The organism is Paenibacillus shenyangensis (assembly GCF_000346635.1).
Taxonomy (GTDB): Bacteria; Bacillota; Bacilli; order Paenibacillales; family Paenibacillaceae; genus Saccharibacillus; species Saccharibacillus dauci.
The window spans coordinates 143,376-157,145 of sequence record NZ_AOIG01000021.1 but is presented as its reverse complement, the minus strand read 5'-3'; the positions used below and the strand labels follow the sequence as shown (position 1 = coordinate 157,145).

Annotated in this window: 14 protein-coding genes; all 14 read right to left on the bottom strand. The window is 46.1% G+C overall.

Annotated elements, in window-relative coordinates; all coding sequences use genetic code 11:
• Nucleotides 1–532 precede the first annotated feature (532 nt).
• Nucleotides 533–1,411, bottom strand: a complete 879-nt coding sequence (locus H065_RS0117305; RefSeq protein ID WP_017814342.1) for a nucleotidyltransferase-like protein — start codon at nucleotides 1,409–1,411, stop codon at nucleotides 533–535.
• Nucleotides 1,412–1,688: 277 nt separating this feature from the next.
• The gene (locus H065_RS0117300) at nucleotides 1,689–3,341 is read right to left on the bottom strand and encodes a glycosyl hydrolase family 18 protein (RefSeq protein ID WP_017814341.1); all 1,653 of its coding nucleotides are present in this window, start codon (nucleotides 3,339–3,341) and stop codon (nucleotides 1,689–1,691) included.
• A gap of 150 nt (nucleotides 3,342–3,491) precedes the next feature.
• Nucleotides 3,492–3,914: a Fur family transcriptional regulator gene (locus tag H065_RS0117295; RefSeq protein ID WP_017814340.1), complete on the bottom strand. Its 423-nt coding sequence runs from the start codon at nucleotides 3,912–3,914 to the stop codon at nucleotides 3,492–3,494.
• A 183-nt stretch (nucleotides 3,915–4,097) separates the two neighbouring features.
• Nucleotides 4,098–5,528 (bottom strand): DUF4097 family beta strand repeat-containing protein, encoded by a 1,431-nt coding sequence (locus H065_RS26225; protein ID WP_017814339.1) that lies wholly within the window; start codon nucleotides 5,526–5,528, stop codon nucleotides 4,098–4,100.
• Nucleotides 5,512–6,081, bottom strand: coding sequence for a hypothetical protein (locus H065_RS26220; RefSeq protein ID WP_017814338.1), 570 nt, complete (start codon nucleotides 6,079–6,081; stop codon nucleotides 5,512–5,514). Before H065_RS26220 ends, H065_RS26225 begins: the two co-directional genes overlap by 17 nt.
• Nucleotides 6,082–6,182: 101 nt before the next feature.
• The gene (locus H065_RS0117280; RefSeq protein ID WP_017814337.1) at nucleotides 6,183–6,890 is read right to left on the bottom strand and encodes an MgtC/SapB family protein; all 708 of its coding nucleotides are present in this window, start codon (nucleotides 6,888–6,890) and stop codon (nucleotides 6,183–6,185) included.
• Between the two features lie 17 nt (nucleotides 6,891–6,907).
• Entirely contained in the window at nucleotides 6,908–7,384 is a 477-nt protein-coding gene (locus H065_RS0117275; RefSeq protein ID WP_017814336.1) for a GNAT family N-acetyltransferase, read from the bottom strand.
• 152 nt (nucleotides 7,385–7,536) lie between these two features.
• Nucleotides 7,537–8,976, bottom strand: a complete 1,440-nt coding sequence (gene gatB / locus H065_RS0117270; protein ID WP_017814335.1) for an Asp-tRNA(Asn)/Glu-tRNA(Gln) amidotransferase subunit GatB — start codon at nucleotides 8,974–8,976, stop codon at nucleotides 7,537–7,539.
• Nucleotides 8,977–9,004: 28 nt separating this feature from the next.
• The gene (gene gatA, locus H065_RS0117265) at nucleotides 9,005–10,462 is read right to left on the bottom strand and encodes an Asp-tRNA(Asn)/Glu-tRNA(Gln) amidotransferase subunit GatA (protein WP_017814334.1); all 1,458 of its coding nucleotides are present in this window, start codon (nucleotides 10,460–10,462) and stop codon (nucleotides 9,005–9,007) included.
• Between the two features lie 48 nt (nucleotides 10,463–10,510).
• A complete protein-coding gene (gatC, locus tag H065_RS0117260; protein WP_017814333.1) occupies nucleotides 10,511–10,798 on the bottom strand; it encodes an Asp-tRNA(Asn)/Glu-tRNA(Gln) amidotransferase subunit GatC in 288 nt (95 codons plus the stop codon).
• A gap of 191 nt (nucleotides 10,799–10,989) precedes the next feature.
• Nucleotides 10,990–11,367 (bottom strand): hypothetical protein, encoded by a 378-nt coding sequence (locus H065_RS0117255; RefSeq protein ID WP_017814332.1) that lies wholly within the window; start codon nucleotides 11,365–11,367, stop codon nucleotides 10,990–10,992.
• Between the two features lie 312 nt (nucleotides 11,368–11,679).
• Nucleotides 11,680–12,315 (bottom strand): MBL fold metallo-hydrolase, encoded by a 636-nt coding sequence (locus H065_RS0117250; RefSeq protein WP_017814331.1) that lies wholly within the window; start codon nucleotides 12,313–12,315, stop codon nucleotides 11,680–11,682.
• 5 nt (nucleotides 12,316–12,320) lie between these two features.
• A complete protein-coding gene (locus tag H065_RS0117245; RefSeq protein ID WP_017814330.1) occupies nucleotides 12,321–12,890 on the bottom strand; it encodes a thioredoxin family protein in 570 nt (189 codons plus the stop codon).
• A 24-nt stretch (nucleotides 12,891–12,914) separates the two neighbouring features.
• Complete coding sequence (gene uptA / locus H065_RS0117240) at nucleotides 12,915–13,514, bottom strand: undecaprenyl phosphate transporter UptA (protein WP_017814329.1); 600 nt, start codon at nucleotides 13,512–13,514, stop codon at nucleotides 12,915–12,917.
• Between the last annotated feature and the right edge of the window lie 256 nt (nucleotides 13,515–13,770).

Genomic DNA, 13,770 nt, shown 5'->3' with positions numbered 1-13,770 from the left:
TTTATTTTCGTCAACACTTTTTTTATTAGGTTTTGATATGAATCAATACCCTTAAAATATGATGTTGAAATCACTCATTAATGAGTAATTTATTCCGAAGCGGAACGTTTTATAATTTATCATATTTCCCTAAATGTCGTCAACTATTTATTTAGCATTTTATTGGTTGTATTTTCTATACTGCTCTGTCCTATTTTTGATGGCTCGGTTGGTAGTGAAGAAAGATCACTTTATGCATCGTTGCTAGAGCAATATTTTTTAAAAATTGTATTAAAACTATTATATCTAAACTGCTATTGGTGCTTATTGTTTAGTGCTTATTATTTGCCGCTTATTCTTTTATGGATAGATTATATCTTCAAGTATGTTCTTTTATATAGAAGAACTAGAAGAACTAGAAGAAGTGGTTGATTGTACTGCTGATCTCTCCAGCATTGTTCATTGTGCGCTATTCCGTATTGTTCATTACGCCGTAATGCTAGATCTGGAATACTAGATCTTGCAGTTTAGCTACTTCAGGGGGAAGCCGATATTAAATGATCCAATAACGGATTTCCCTTTCCCCGCCTGGTTGGGGTGTCCAGGTTACGGTCTCGCTGATTAGAGAACGGTATACCAGCTTACGAACAACAGTGGATAAAGCATTTCCAACATGACTGAGTTCCGGATGCTGGATTAACTCTTCAATACTCCATGGTTGTCTTCTACTGCGAAGTACACGGAACAGTACCGCAGAGCATTCCTGCATTTTGGACATTACGGAAAACTCACAAGCCAGCAAAACAAGTTCTACTCTCTGATCCATTGTCTCCATACTGAATGCAAGCTGTTCATACAGCTTATAGACATCCAGTTTATGCTTTTGTACTTGCTGCCAGATCGCTGACTCAGGATAGATGCCTCTTTCACATAATTCAAGCTTGGCCCAATGCTGAAGAGCCTGAAAAATGCAATGATAAGCATCCATAGTCTGTCCGTTCTGCATATGATAGCGTGCTTCTACATAAAGCGTCAAAAACAGACTGAACTCCCTGAACACGCGCCGTTCTGCCAGATGACCTGCCATCTCGATAAATTGGCTTCTAAGCCGCTGGATTTCTCCATCGGTATCCCAGATAACCTCTCCCTTGATAAACTGCTCGACGATACGGCGCTGCTGGCCCGATACTGCGTAGTTCTCCATAAGTTCGCGATCTATATAAATGACCTGAATATGCGTATTGGAAATATCCATACGGTGCTCTATAATTTCCTCTTCCATATCTTGACGACAAACAACGATGATCAAAACTTCAAAATCATGCAGCAGTGAACCATTGAACTGTTTACTATTGCTCTTGGACGCCACAGCCCCGACTACTTTGCGGTTATTGAAGCTTTCATTTAGAAACGAAAGATTGGTTAATTCCACATGATCCTCCCTTGTTGGTATGGGGATTAATATACTTTTATTTTTTCTGGCTTTTTCTAGCTAAAGGTTAATTTCTACATTTTGGAATACCTTTCCTGCCTGAATAGAGGAATTTGCCTATTTTCATAAAAAAAGCCCTGCTAAGCATAGTGCTTAACAAGGCAGAAGATGTAATCGGATGGTATACAGTTATTCGGTAATGATAACTGTACGTATCTGGTGAACCGTATTTAAGATTAATAGCTGATAGGTGTACAGAGTGTCTATAAAAATCAGCTTATTTGAATGTAGATAATGTATTCCAGGCGCGTTCATCACCGAGGCTACGTGTCCACGAAGCTACTCCTGCCAGCTGGAGCTTACGGGCAAGCTCTACTCGTGCTGTTAGGGACAACTCGTCTTCTATCCAGATTTTGTATGTGACATCCTTTTCCTTGTACTCCACATAATTCTGTCCTGTATCAGGATCCAGGCGCGGTTTGAGTTTTTTGTCGGCTAGTAGCTTGGCGATACTTTCCATGCCTACCGCTTTGGAGGATACTTTGGTTTGTCCATTCTCTGATTTCTCTGTCCATATACGGGTGTATAGAGGAATACCCAGTATCAATTTGTCTGCAGGCACTTCATCTTCTTCCAGTACACGCTGCATTGCCTTCTCTGTCCAGGTCAGGGATGCGACCGAACCTGCTTTGGGACTGGATGCCCAGTGCTCATCATATGCCATAACCATCATGTAATCGAGCGAAGGCGCGAGTGATTGCCGATCCAGGAATTTGGACCAGAGTTCACTGTTGGATTTGGGCGTAACATCCATAGACAGCACCAGACTGTACTCGGATGCCAGCGGCTTCAATTCACGAATAAACTGGGTCACATTCGGACCATCTGTAGTATGCACATTCTCAAAGTCAATATTAATCCCGTCCAATTGATATATTCTAGCGTACTCCAGTATCTGTGTAATGATACGTCGCCGGTTCTCATAGCTGGACAATGCCTCTGTCGTCCGGTCAGCGTCAAATCCATTACTCAGCAGCGCCCATATTTCAATGCCGCGATGATGGGCCCAGTTTACATACTCCATATCTGCCTTGCTTCTGACATTACCGGAGTCATCAACAATCTCGAACCATGTTGGACTCAGTACATTTATACCCGGTAGTTCCCCAATCGTATGCGGGTCACGCCTTTTCTCGTATACCGCTTCCCAGGCAAGATTAACTTTTTTACCTTTCCATTCGGTTTGTACACGGTTATCCGGAATGGCAGGAACGGGTATGGTCGTCAACTCGCCTAATTGGATAGCTTGATGTTGCATATAACCGGTAATTCCATTATCCAGCTGTACTTTTAGCCATTGATCACCTGTCTGCCAGATTCTCAAATTCGCACCATCAGTTACATCATTATATATAGGTGCGTGAATACTGGCTTCACTGCGGAGTGCTGCAGTCTGGTCGCTACCGCCTGCAGACACCTTGGCGTATTGAACCTGTTCCCCTGCCCTCATCAGGATAACAGCTCCCGTATCCGGATCTTCATGTACATCTATATGGTAAATCTGCTTCAGCGGCGCTAGTGGGACGTATATTAATTGCTGCTGCTGTTCTGGAGCAAAACGAAGCTGAACTGGCTTCATATTTAACTCTGCTTTGGTACTTCCCTCTTTGAGATGCATAATATGGTTGCTTGATGTCAAAATAATCGATTGGGTCGCTTGTTCATATCTAATATTCGGATCTACTTGGGATTGAAGAACCGGCAGCGGAATTTGCAGGGAATCACCTGTCCCCTTTGCCGGATACTGCATTAGCTCACCTTTAACAAAGATTGGCTTATCGATCCCTTTCCAGTCTGGATCTTCATGAAATGGATTGGGAATAGCAATATATGCTGCAGCTGCGATTATGATTAAAATACATACTGCCATCCACCAACGTCTGGCTCTACGACTTCTGTTCACTCGTGCTCGCTTCTGTCTGCTCAATACAGCCTCCTGTATGTAGTTGTGTCATTTGAACCTAATAAAAAAGCAGCACTGGATATTCTGATCCCGTGCTGCTGGAATTAACCTTTACTATCAATCTCTGCAATCGGTGCAAATTCCATACAATTCCATCCGGTGACCGGAAATCTGAAAGCCTGTATGCTGTTCTGCCTGATTCTCTACTTCGCGAAGTGAAGGGTAATTAAAATCTTCAATTTTGCCACATTGCTCACAGATAATATGATAATGCTCGGTAATGTTCGCGTCAAAGCGGCTGGAGCTATCTCCATACGTAAGCTCACGAACCATCCCTGCTTCGATAAACATTTTCAAATTATTGTATACAGTCGCAACACTCATGCTGGGAAACTGCGGTTCCAGTGAACGATAGATCTCATCAGCTGTCGGATGTTCCATGGACTCCAGCAAATAGGCGAGTATGGCATGACGCTGTGGTGTAATTCGTACGCCACTGGTTTTCAGTTGTTCGAGTGCATGTTGAACACGTGTTGTCATCTGGTCCACCGCCTTGTTGAACTATGCAAACTGCATTTTGCCTGATCATTATCAGCTGTCTCTTGCTGCAGGATTGCCCTTCACATTGTAAAGGTTGCTGAAGAAGCTTGTCAACGCTGCTGAAACAGCCTTAAAACAGGCATAATCTTATTTTCCAATGCGGTAAACAATGAACTGTATCCGTTATTTATCGGTCGAAGAATTACCACTGGGTTCCGGAACAGGTTCTGTTGTTTTCTTTGCCGCAGATGGATCTGCTGTCTTATCTGTAGCATCTGTTTTTGTTCCTGCAGTATCGGAAGGCTCTTTTTGACCTGTAGAAGGTACAACCCGCTGCTGATCATTGTCTTGGATCATCGAGTCTGTATTGTGCAATATATTCAAATCGCCATTGCCATCGACACGAATGGTATGATCAGCAGTACCAAATGTTCCGCTAACCGCTTTATTTTTCACTTCCAAAGGTAAATCCGTCTTGATCGTGCCATAGCTATTGGAGCCGGAAATTTCATAATTGCCAGCGGCAGGCAGATACAAATTAATGACTCCCACTGCACTGTATACGGACCAGTCTCCACCTATACTGACAGAGCGCACTTCGATATTGCCATTCAGCGTCTCTGCTCGTGTCTCGAAGTTGGCTTCGTCGACAAAGATATTACCATTACGTGTATTGACGTCAATATCACCGAGCCCTCCGGTAAGTGATAGATCACCTACCTGTGTATACAGTTTGGCAGCTCCACTAATATCATTAACACGGAATGTTCCCTGGTTGGTCTCTGCATTCACATTGCCCAGTATAGAAGTGATTTCCATATTACCGTTGGTGGTCTGTGCTTTGACATCACCCAGCAGGTCACGAAGCACAAGACCCCCATTACCGCTCCGAACCGAAATGCTGCGCAGCGCCTCTATACCGCTCATCGTAATTTTGCCGTTGGTCGTCTGGACATTGATATCAAAATGCCGACTGGCTGGTACGGTAATCTCCATATTGACCCGCGGCTGACGATTGCTGGATTCTCCGTAAGAGGTCGTCTCCGGACGAATATCGATATCCTGCCCTTCAGTAAAGTTGATTTTGGTAGACAGGGCGATCTTTTTGGCTTCTTCCCGCTCCACTTCATCGACCCATACTACAGGCCGGATCTGAATCTGGTCTACACTGCCGGAGTGAATAATCAGATCGCCATTAATACCTTCTACATTCAGTTCATCCGTCTCTTCCGTAATCGGTACTGTCAGGCTATCCAGTTCCGTACGTGTGCCTGATGCTTCACTGAATTCGGCTGAAGCTGCTGTCAGGTCAAGACTGACCCTGCTCCATAAATACAAATACTGATTCTGCTCAGTAACGAGGAAAATGGACACTGCTGCCAGTAAAGCGATTAACATGCCTCTGATATCCATCCGTAGTCTGAACAACCGACGGCGTGACAGGATATAAAAAATAATATATTCGATTCCCCATACAACGAGTATTACCGGCCACCATGTTAGCAGCCATAGCAGCTGCCCGCCACCGGTCCACTGATCCAGAAATACCAAAACACCCAATACCAGCCAGAGCAAGGAAGCGGTGATCCTGCCGACTCTAATTTTTGTGGGCATGGATTGCACCCCCTGTCTTCTCCTGCGATCCTTTATGCAGAGCACGGTAGATGCGTATTCCCTGGAAAGTTAATAGCAGTATCCCGATCAGCAAGCATACCAATGCTGTCAGGTAGCCGCCCCAGAAGCTAACAATATTGCGCAGCCAATAGGGACGCAGCAGCAGAATACAAATCATCGTTCCTTCCAAAATGAGCAACAAGCCAAAACTGATACCGCGCAAACCAGCATAAGGCCGATTTTTCTTTTTGAAAGGAATATATGCCCGAATATGCTCATTAATCCAATCGGTCGACTGTAGTACATCGTATACGTTATAAAAGTAAATCACCGGTACGAGAAGCGCCAGCAGACCGAGAAATGGCAGATTGATCTGAATGCCCTGGGAGGTAAAATAAAAGAGTGCTGTAATATCCAGCAGCAGCAAAGCGATAAATTGAATGCCTTTTTGTGCCAATCCAAGATAAATATGACCAAAACCCGGTAAAATGGCTGCAAGCAGCACAGCAATAAATTTGCGTTTGAGCGGGAGTCTGGACGGGGAGTTCGCCATATTGATTCCTCCTTCCATACCGCTGACGATAGGTATGTCCGATATTTTCGATAGTGTTAAAGTAGTGCCTTTTATCTGTACACAGATACTTGCTTATGAGTCTATTCAATAGAGACAGCGGTCACTCCATCAATTTTTTGCATACGGCTGATAATATCCATCGGGTTGTATGCATGATGGATCTCCACGTTCATACGCAGCTCGGTAAGCAGTGTATCCGACGATAAGGTATGACCGCTGCGCTCCTTGATAAAAGTAATTCTCTTGATCGTAATATTCTCGCTATATAAAAATTGGGATACCCGATCGAGCGTCAGTATACCTGATATACCTTCGATCGTAATCTCATGAGCCTTGCTGCGCCGGATATAGCGCTGTTCCACAATATTCAGTACCCAAAGATTCAGTACTACCAGCAATGTGGATACAAAAGCTGCAAAATAAAAGCCGGCTCCGATAGCCAGACCGATCGCTGCTACTACCCAGAGAGAGGCAGCTGTGGTCAGTCCGGTAATGGCCTTGCCAGTAAAAAGAATGGTACCTGCTCCAAGAAAACCGATTCCGGAAATAACGGCTGTCGCCAAACGTGCCGGATCAATACGCACATTGGTCTCATGTATAAAATCCGCAAAGCCGTACACGGACAGCATCATGATCAGCGCTGAACCAACACACACCAGAATATGCGTACGCAAACCCGCAGCATGACTTGAACGTTCCCGTTCCCATCCAATCAACCCACCCATCAGCATCGCAGCCAGCAGGCGGAATAAAATATGCATATTATCAATGAGCCAGGGACTACTCATATTTATAATTACACCTCCTATTCATTCGTGATGTTAGGATTATGACGATGAAAAGTAGTCAGTTCCACACCAGGAGCCACTTCAAAAGCTTCGATCGGCTCAAAGCCATGCTTGCGGTATAAACCAACTGCCGGTTCATTCTTGGTACCTGTAGACACAATGTATAACGGTACATCCGGATACTCTTCAAATACATAGGATAACAGCTGGCTGGCGATTCCCTGTCTGGAAGCCGCCGGATGCACCATCATGCGTGAGACTGTCAGTGTATCCGGCTCTTCCTGCTCGATGGCGACAACGCCCTGAATTTCTTCCTCTTCATTAAAGTACCCATAAAACGTCTCTTCGCAGCGGCGAATACTCTCTACCGTATCCATAAGCGGCGGCAGCTCCTTGACTCCTATCAGCTGTGCTTCCATTCGGTAGGCAATATGCTGAAGCGCCCAGATCTGTCTTACTACATCATCATCTTCCAGTGAGCATTGGCGTATCATGGTCGGCGTCTCCTCTAACGGCCAGCAGCCTGACAACAGGCTGTATGGACAGTGTTTATTTTAAAAAGGACATGCCCTGATTGGCATGTCCTCTACATATCTGTATGTCATAAATCTGTATATCATGAATCCCGTTAAATTATACGCTGTATTTAGCGCGGCAGCAATTCAGCCAAAAGCTGGTTAACCATGCCCGGATTGGCTTTGCCTTTACTTTGTTTCATGACTTGTCCAACCAGGAAGCCAATGGCTTTGTCCTTGCCGGCCTGATAATCGGCAACCGATTGCGGATTGGCAGCAATGACTTCTTGCACAATCGTCTTGATCGCACCTTCGTCACTGATCTGGGTCAATCCCTGTTCTTCAACGACCTGCTGTGGGCTCTTGCCGGATTGCAGCATTTCCTTGAAAACAGTTTTGGCAATTTTGTTGCTGATCGTTCCTTTTTCAATCAGGCCGATCATCTCACCAAGTGCCTGTCCGGTAAGTGGAACAGCGGAGAACTCAAGGTTGTTGGCATTTAGATAACCGAGCAGTTCGCCCTGAATCCAGTTGGCAACCGATTTGGCATCTCCTGTATACTGCAGGCTTTCTTCGAACAAATCTGCCAGCGGTTTGGAAGAAGTAATAACGGCTGCATCGTAGGCAGGCAATCCATACTCGGAAGTATAGCGTGCCTGACGTGCATCCGGCAGCTCCGGAATCGACGCAAGCACACGGTCTTTCCACTGCTGATCGATATGAAGGGTCACCAGATCAGGGTCCGGGAAGTAGCGGTAATCATGCGATTCTTCCTTGCCGCGCATAGAAATGGTTTTGCCCAGTGCTTCGTCCCAGCGGCGGGTCTCCTGAACGACTTTTTCCCCATCATCCAGAATCTGCGCCTGACGCAGCTCTTCATATTCCAGACCGCGCTGTACACCGCGGAAAGAGTTCATGTTTTTCAGTTCGGCGCGCGTGCCCAGCTCTGCCTGACCAACAGGACGCAGACTGATGTTGGCATCGCAGCGCAACGATCCTTCTTCCATTTTCACATCGGATACATCACAATACTGCATAATAGCACGCAGTTTCTCCAGATAGGCACGTGCTTCTTCGGGAGAAGAAATCTCTGGTTCGGAGACGATCTCTATCAATGGTGTACCCACACGGTTAAAGTCTACCAGTGAATCATAGCCGCCCGAAGTATGGGTCAGCTTGCCTGCATCTTCTTCCAGATGTAGACGGGTAATGCCGATTCGCTTGGTCTGTCCATTCACTTCAATATCGATCCATCCATGTTCTCCGATTGGCTGATCAAACTGGGAAATCTGATAGGCCTTGGGAGAATCGGGATAAAAGTAGTTTTTGCGGTCAAACTTGCTTACATCGGCAACCTGGCAGTTCAGCGCCATCGCTGCTTTCATTGCATATTCCACGGCCTGACGGTTCAGCACGGGCAGTACACCCGGGTGACCGAGGCAGACCGGACAGGTATGCGTATTTGGCGGTGCTCCAAAAGCGGTAGAACAGCCGCAAAAGATTTTTGATTGGGTATGAAGTTCAACGTGAACTTCCAGTCCGACGACTGTTTCGTATCTGGCTGTAGACATCGGTATCGTCCTCCTTCTTCAGATGGTTTTACAGCTGTGGACGCTGCTTATGGAAATCGGTATTTTGTTCAAATGCATGCGCCACACGCAAAACCGTCTGTTCATCAAAGGCTTTGCCGATAATCTGCATGCCGACAGGAAGTCCCGAGACTAATCCGCAAGGAACGCTAATCGCCGGTACACCTGCCAGACTCACTGGAATGGTCAGAATATCATTGAGATACATGGTGAGTGGATCATTCACCTGGGAACCCAGCTTGAATGCAGTTGTCGGCGCAGTAGGTCCAACAATAACATCATATTTGGCAAATACATTGTCAAAGTCCTGCTTGATCAATGTACGTACTTTTTGGGCTTTGAGATAATAAGCATCATAATAACCGGAGCTCAGTGCATAGGTACCTAGCATAATCCGGCGTTTCACTTCCGGGCCAAATCCTTCACTGCGGGACTGATGATACAGCTCCAGCAGATTGCTCGGATTTTCGGCACGTACACCATAGCGTACACCGTCAAAACGCGCCAGGTTGGAAGAAGCCTCGGAAGAAGCAAGCAGATAATAGGTAGCTACTGCATACTCGGTATACGGAAGAGAAACTTCTTCCCATTCTGCGCCCAGACTTTCCAGTACTTTGAGCGCGCTCATGATCGATTCCTTGACTGCAGCATCGACACCTTCACCAATGTATTCGGAAGGAACGGCAATCTTCAGCCCTTTGATATCACCTGTGAGCGAGCTAATGTAATCGGGAATATCCACTTTGGCTGATGTGGAGTCTTTCTCGTCGTATCCGGCAATTGCCTGTAGCACATAAGCGGAGTCTTCTACATTTTTGGTAATCGGACCAATTTGGTCAAGAGATGAAGCAAAAGCAACCAGACCAAAACGGGATACCAGACCATAAGTAGGCTTGAGTCCAACAACGCCGCAGTAGGAAGCGGGCTGACGGATCGAACCGCCGGTATCGGAGCCAAGGGTGAAATATGCTTCGCCGGCTGCAACTGCTGCTGCAGATCCACCACTTGAACCGCCTGGTACATAATCCAGATTCCACGGGTTGCGTACCGGCATAAAGCTGGAGTTTTCATTGGAGCCGCCCATGGCAAATTCGTCCATATTCAGTTTGCCCAGTGTAACGGAATCTGCCAGCTGCAGCTTTTCCATAACCGTAGCATTATAAATCGGATCATAATTACGCAAAAATTGACTGGCACAGGTCGTGCGCAGTCCTTCGGTCACGATATTGTCCTTGATCCCTGCCGGCAAGCCAAACAGTAGACCACGGGCTTCCCCGCTGGCCATCTTCTCATCCAGTGCAGCTGCTTTGCGGTTGGCTGCTTCCTCATCCAGCGTCAGGTAAGCCTGGATACGGTCATCACGTTCGTTAATCGTCTGAAAAGCCTGTGCTACAAGATCGGTTACTGCCAGATCTCTGGCATGAAGCCGGTTATGTATTTCGTTCAGACTGAGGTCAAATAAAGTCACTTCGTGTCCTCCTTCAATTCGGTTTATTTGGGATCGGGCTGCAGGAGTCTATTCCAGAACAGCCGGTACTTTGAACTGCCCGTCTTCATCATCGGGAGCATTGCGCAGTACTTTTTCAATCGGCAGACTTTCATGCACTTTATCTTCGCGCATTACATTGCTGACATGCAGCACATGCGTGGTAGGCTCGACATTGTCCGTATCCAGCTCGTTCAGCTTTTCTGCATATTTGAGAATGGCATCCAGCTGCGCAGTGAATTGTTCCTTCTCTTCTTCATTCAAATCCAGACGCGCCAGTCTGGCTACATGTTCCACATCCTGAATATTGATTGTCATTGATAAACCCTCCTTCAATCCTGTACCGGTCTCTCGCTGGATGTACTGGATAGCATGCAGAACCTATAAATTTTGTCCGCATCACAGCCAAACCAGCGGGAAATAACTTTTTCCATTATAGGGTACATACCCTTACAATTCAATCCGTTAAAGCGACAGCAATAAAAAAAGAGCCGGCAGCGCCGACTCTTTTAAATCCAAGCACGCAGATTGATTTGTTTAACGAAATCAGCCTGTGTACTTTTATCTGTTAAAGGTTCTTCAGGTACCGGAAGTTCCTCACCATTCATCACTTGGAAAAACAACTTTTCATTGTGTGTCGCCAGAGCATAATCGATTAGCGCCTCGCGTCCGATTCGTTCTGCTTCCTGTTGCAGCAGTATCTCCTCCGGCTCAATATCGCCAGCCGGTACAAAGAAATTACGGTTTGCTTTAGGAATACGAATGACATAATCGAAGGCATTATCAGGGTTACGGTCATACGCAATTATATATCCATAATCACCTACAGGCAGATTTTGCTCAAAGGTATCAGTGACCACTACGACTTTTTCTCCCAGATGCAGCATCGTCTATCTCCCCCTAGCTTATCTCCTTATTTGTACATCCTACTACAATAAGTAAGTGGTGTCCACTTTAATCCCAAAAATTACATCTTAATACCCTTGTGAAAATATGCATTTTATAAAGTACGTCTATAGAGGTCGATTGGTGTCATTTTATTTCCAAAATAAAACAAGCAGACGGAAAAGATCCAGTCTGCTTGTCTAATTAATTGTCTTTGAGAAAATCATCTTCTGTATAAAAGTACCTCGCTACAGACAGAAGCGATGATGCAAAATTCTATCTGCCGTGCAAGCGCTCATGCAGATGCTGCTACATTATGCAGGAACGTAGGGATTGCCTGCTTTCTCGTTACCAATCGTTGTTCTCGGTCCATGTCCCGGATAAACTGTCGTCTCATCATCAAAACGGTACAATACGGTACGGATCGAATCGATCAATGCCCGCTCGCTACCGCCGGTCAGATCGGTACGTCCCACACCCATGCGGAACAGTACGTCACCGGAGAACAGTTCTTTTCCACTCAGGAAGCTGACACTGCCCGGTGAATGACCCGGTGTATGGTACACGGTAAATGTATGGCCGATCAGCTCCAGTTTTTGTCCTTTATCCAAGGCGTATTCTGCAGGCTCTGCTGTAATTGGCGGAGTCACATCCGGCCACATCGCCGAACCGTTGAGCCGTGGATTGGTCATCCACTCTGCCTCCAAATCATGCAGGTAAACCGGGCAGGAATAATGCTGACGCATCTCCTGTACCCCGCCCATATGATCAAAATGAGCATGGGTTAGCAAAATGGCTTCCAGCTTCAGATTCAATGTATCTATACGCCGAATCAGTGAGCCCGGGTTCATCCCCGGATCAATCACTACCGCATGCTGATTATCTTCTGCGATCAGCAGATACGCATTAGTCTGCAGCGGTCCAAGCGAAAAAGTCTCTATTTTGAACACGTTATTCACACTCCTGATAATAATTCACGCAGTTCACGGATCACCATCGCATGAGAAGCAGAACCTTCTCCATAGCGCTCCATCATTCCTTTGCGTACCTCTGCCATCTTGTCCTTGTAGTCGGGAGCTTCACGATCCGGATTCTCCTGACGGAAAGCCACCATCAGCTTCTGCACATGCTGTGGACGCGGTCCCCATTGTCCCAGCACATGACCGCCAGTATCCGTAATGATAACTATCGGTACAGAACGCCCACCCATCGTCAGGTATTCGTCCATAACATCCTGATGCTCCTCCAGAATAAGAACCCGGGTTGGAATAGCCGCTTCCTCAAAAGCACGGAATACAACCGGAATATTACGAACCACATCGCCACACCAGTCAGCCGCTATAATAATGGAGCGCAAGTCATCACGATGCTGGAGCAATTTGAAAAATTCGTGATCCTCCAGATCGGTCCAATTGAATAAGGTATGTCCATCATGGAAAGCTTCCTTGTTCTGTGTCATTCCCTCCATAAACTGCTCCGGAGTAATTGCCACTTCCCATTTGTCTGCCAGATTGCGCTTGCTCATTACATTCGCCGCCTTTCGGATGATTTATTTCTTTTTCATCTTCCTTTTAACCAAAAAGTAGGATGCCAGCAGCACAACTGCCACAATCAGGATCGGTGTCGTATATTTACTTGCGATCTGATCGATATTCTCCCACTGGCTGCCCAGTACCATACCCAGATAAACAAACAGGGCAGACCATGGAATCACCGCCAGCGTAGTCAGTGTAATAAAGCGTACATGGGACATCTTGGTAATGCCTGCCGGTATCGAAATGGCATGACGTACAACCGGAATAAAACGTGCGGTGAAAATAACACCTGTGCCGTATTTATCAAACCATTCTTCCGCGTGGTCGATATGGCTTTTTTTGATCAAAATATATTTGCCGTACTTTTCCAGTACAGGGCGTCCGCCGTAACGTCCGATCCAGTAAATGAACAGCTGGGCGATGACCCCGCCAACGGTACCAAACGCTACTGCTCCAAAGTAATTGATACTGCCTGTGGATACGAGATATCCGCCGTAGGCCAGTACAATCTCGCTCGGAATGACCTCAATCATCAATCCCAGCATAATACCTGCATAACCGAGCTGTTCCACCCAGTGCAGTAGTTGTGAAATAATATCGGAAATAATCTCCACCAGTCCTCCTTCAGTATGGTTGTGTTCCTGTCTCTATATCAGGCTTATGTATTCCCACATGACTCAAGCGCTGTGTCGTAATGATGTCCTTACATATTTTAGCACAGTGATGTGAACATGGGCTAGTTTTAACCTCATCTATTCCGAGGACGCTATCCAGCAGGGGAAAAGGATAAACAATGCACACAGGCAGTGATCTGTACGTCTTTGGAAAATATAAAAAACGGACTGCCAAAACAAACAGTCCGTTGATGTT

Coding starts and splice junctions, on each gene's coding strand:
- H065_RS0117300 (WP_017814341.1), bottom strand. CDS start 3,341: ATGGCAGTATGTATTTTAATCATAATCGCAGCTGCAGCATATATTGCT.
- H065_RS0117295 (WP_017814340.1), bottom strand. CDS start 3,914: ATGACAACACGTGTTCAACATGCACTCGAACAACTGAAAACCAGTGGC.
- H065_RS26225 (WP_017814339.1), bottom strand. CDS start 5,528: ATGCCCACAAAAATTAGAGTCGGCAGGATCACCGCTTCCTTGCTCTGG.
- H065_RS26220 (WP_017814338.1), bottom strand. CDS start 6,081: ATGGCGAACTCCCCGTCCAGACTCCCGCTCAAACGCAAATTTATTGCT.
- H065_RS0117280 (WP_017814337.1), bottom strand. CDS start 6,890: ATGAGTAGTCCCTGGCTCATTGATAATATGCATATTTTATTCCGCCTG.
- H065_RS0117275 (WP_017814336.1), bottom strand. CDS start 7,384: ATGATACGCCAATGCTCACTGGAAGATGATGATGTAGTAAGACAGATC.
- gatB (WP_017814335.1), bottom strand. CDS start 8,976: ATGTCTACAGCCAGATACGAAACAGTCGTCGGACTGGAAGTTCACGTT.
- gatC (WP_017814333.1), bottom strand. CDS start 10,798: ATGACAATCAATATTCAGGATGTGGAACATGTAGCCAGACTGGCGCGT.
- H065_RS0117255 (WP_017814332.1), bottom strand. CDS start 11,367: ATGCTGCATCTGGGAGAAAAAGTCGTAGTGGTCACTGATACCTTTGAG.
- H065_RS0117245 (WP_017814330.1), bottom strand. CDS start 12,890: ATGAGCAAGCGCAATCTGGCAGACAAATGGGAAGTGGCAATTACTCCG.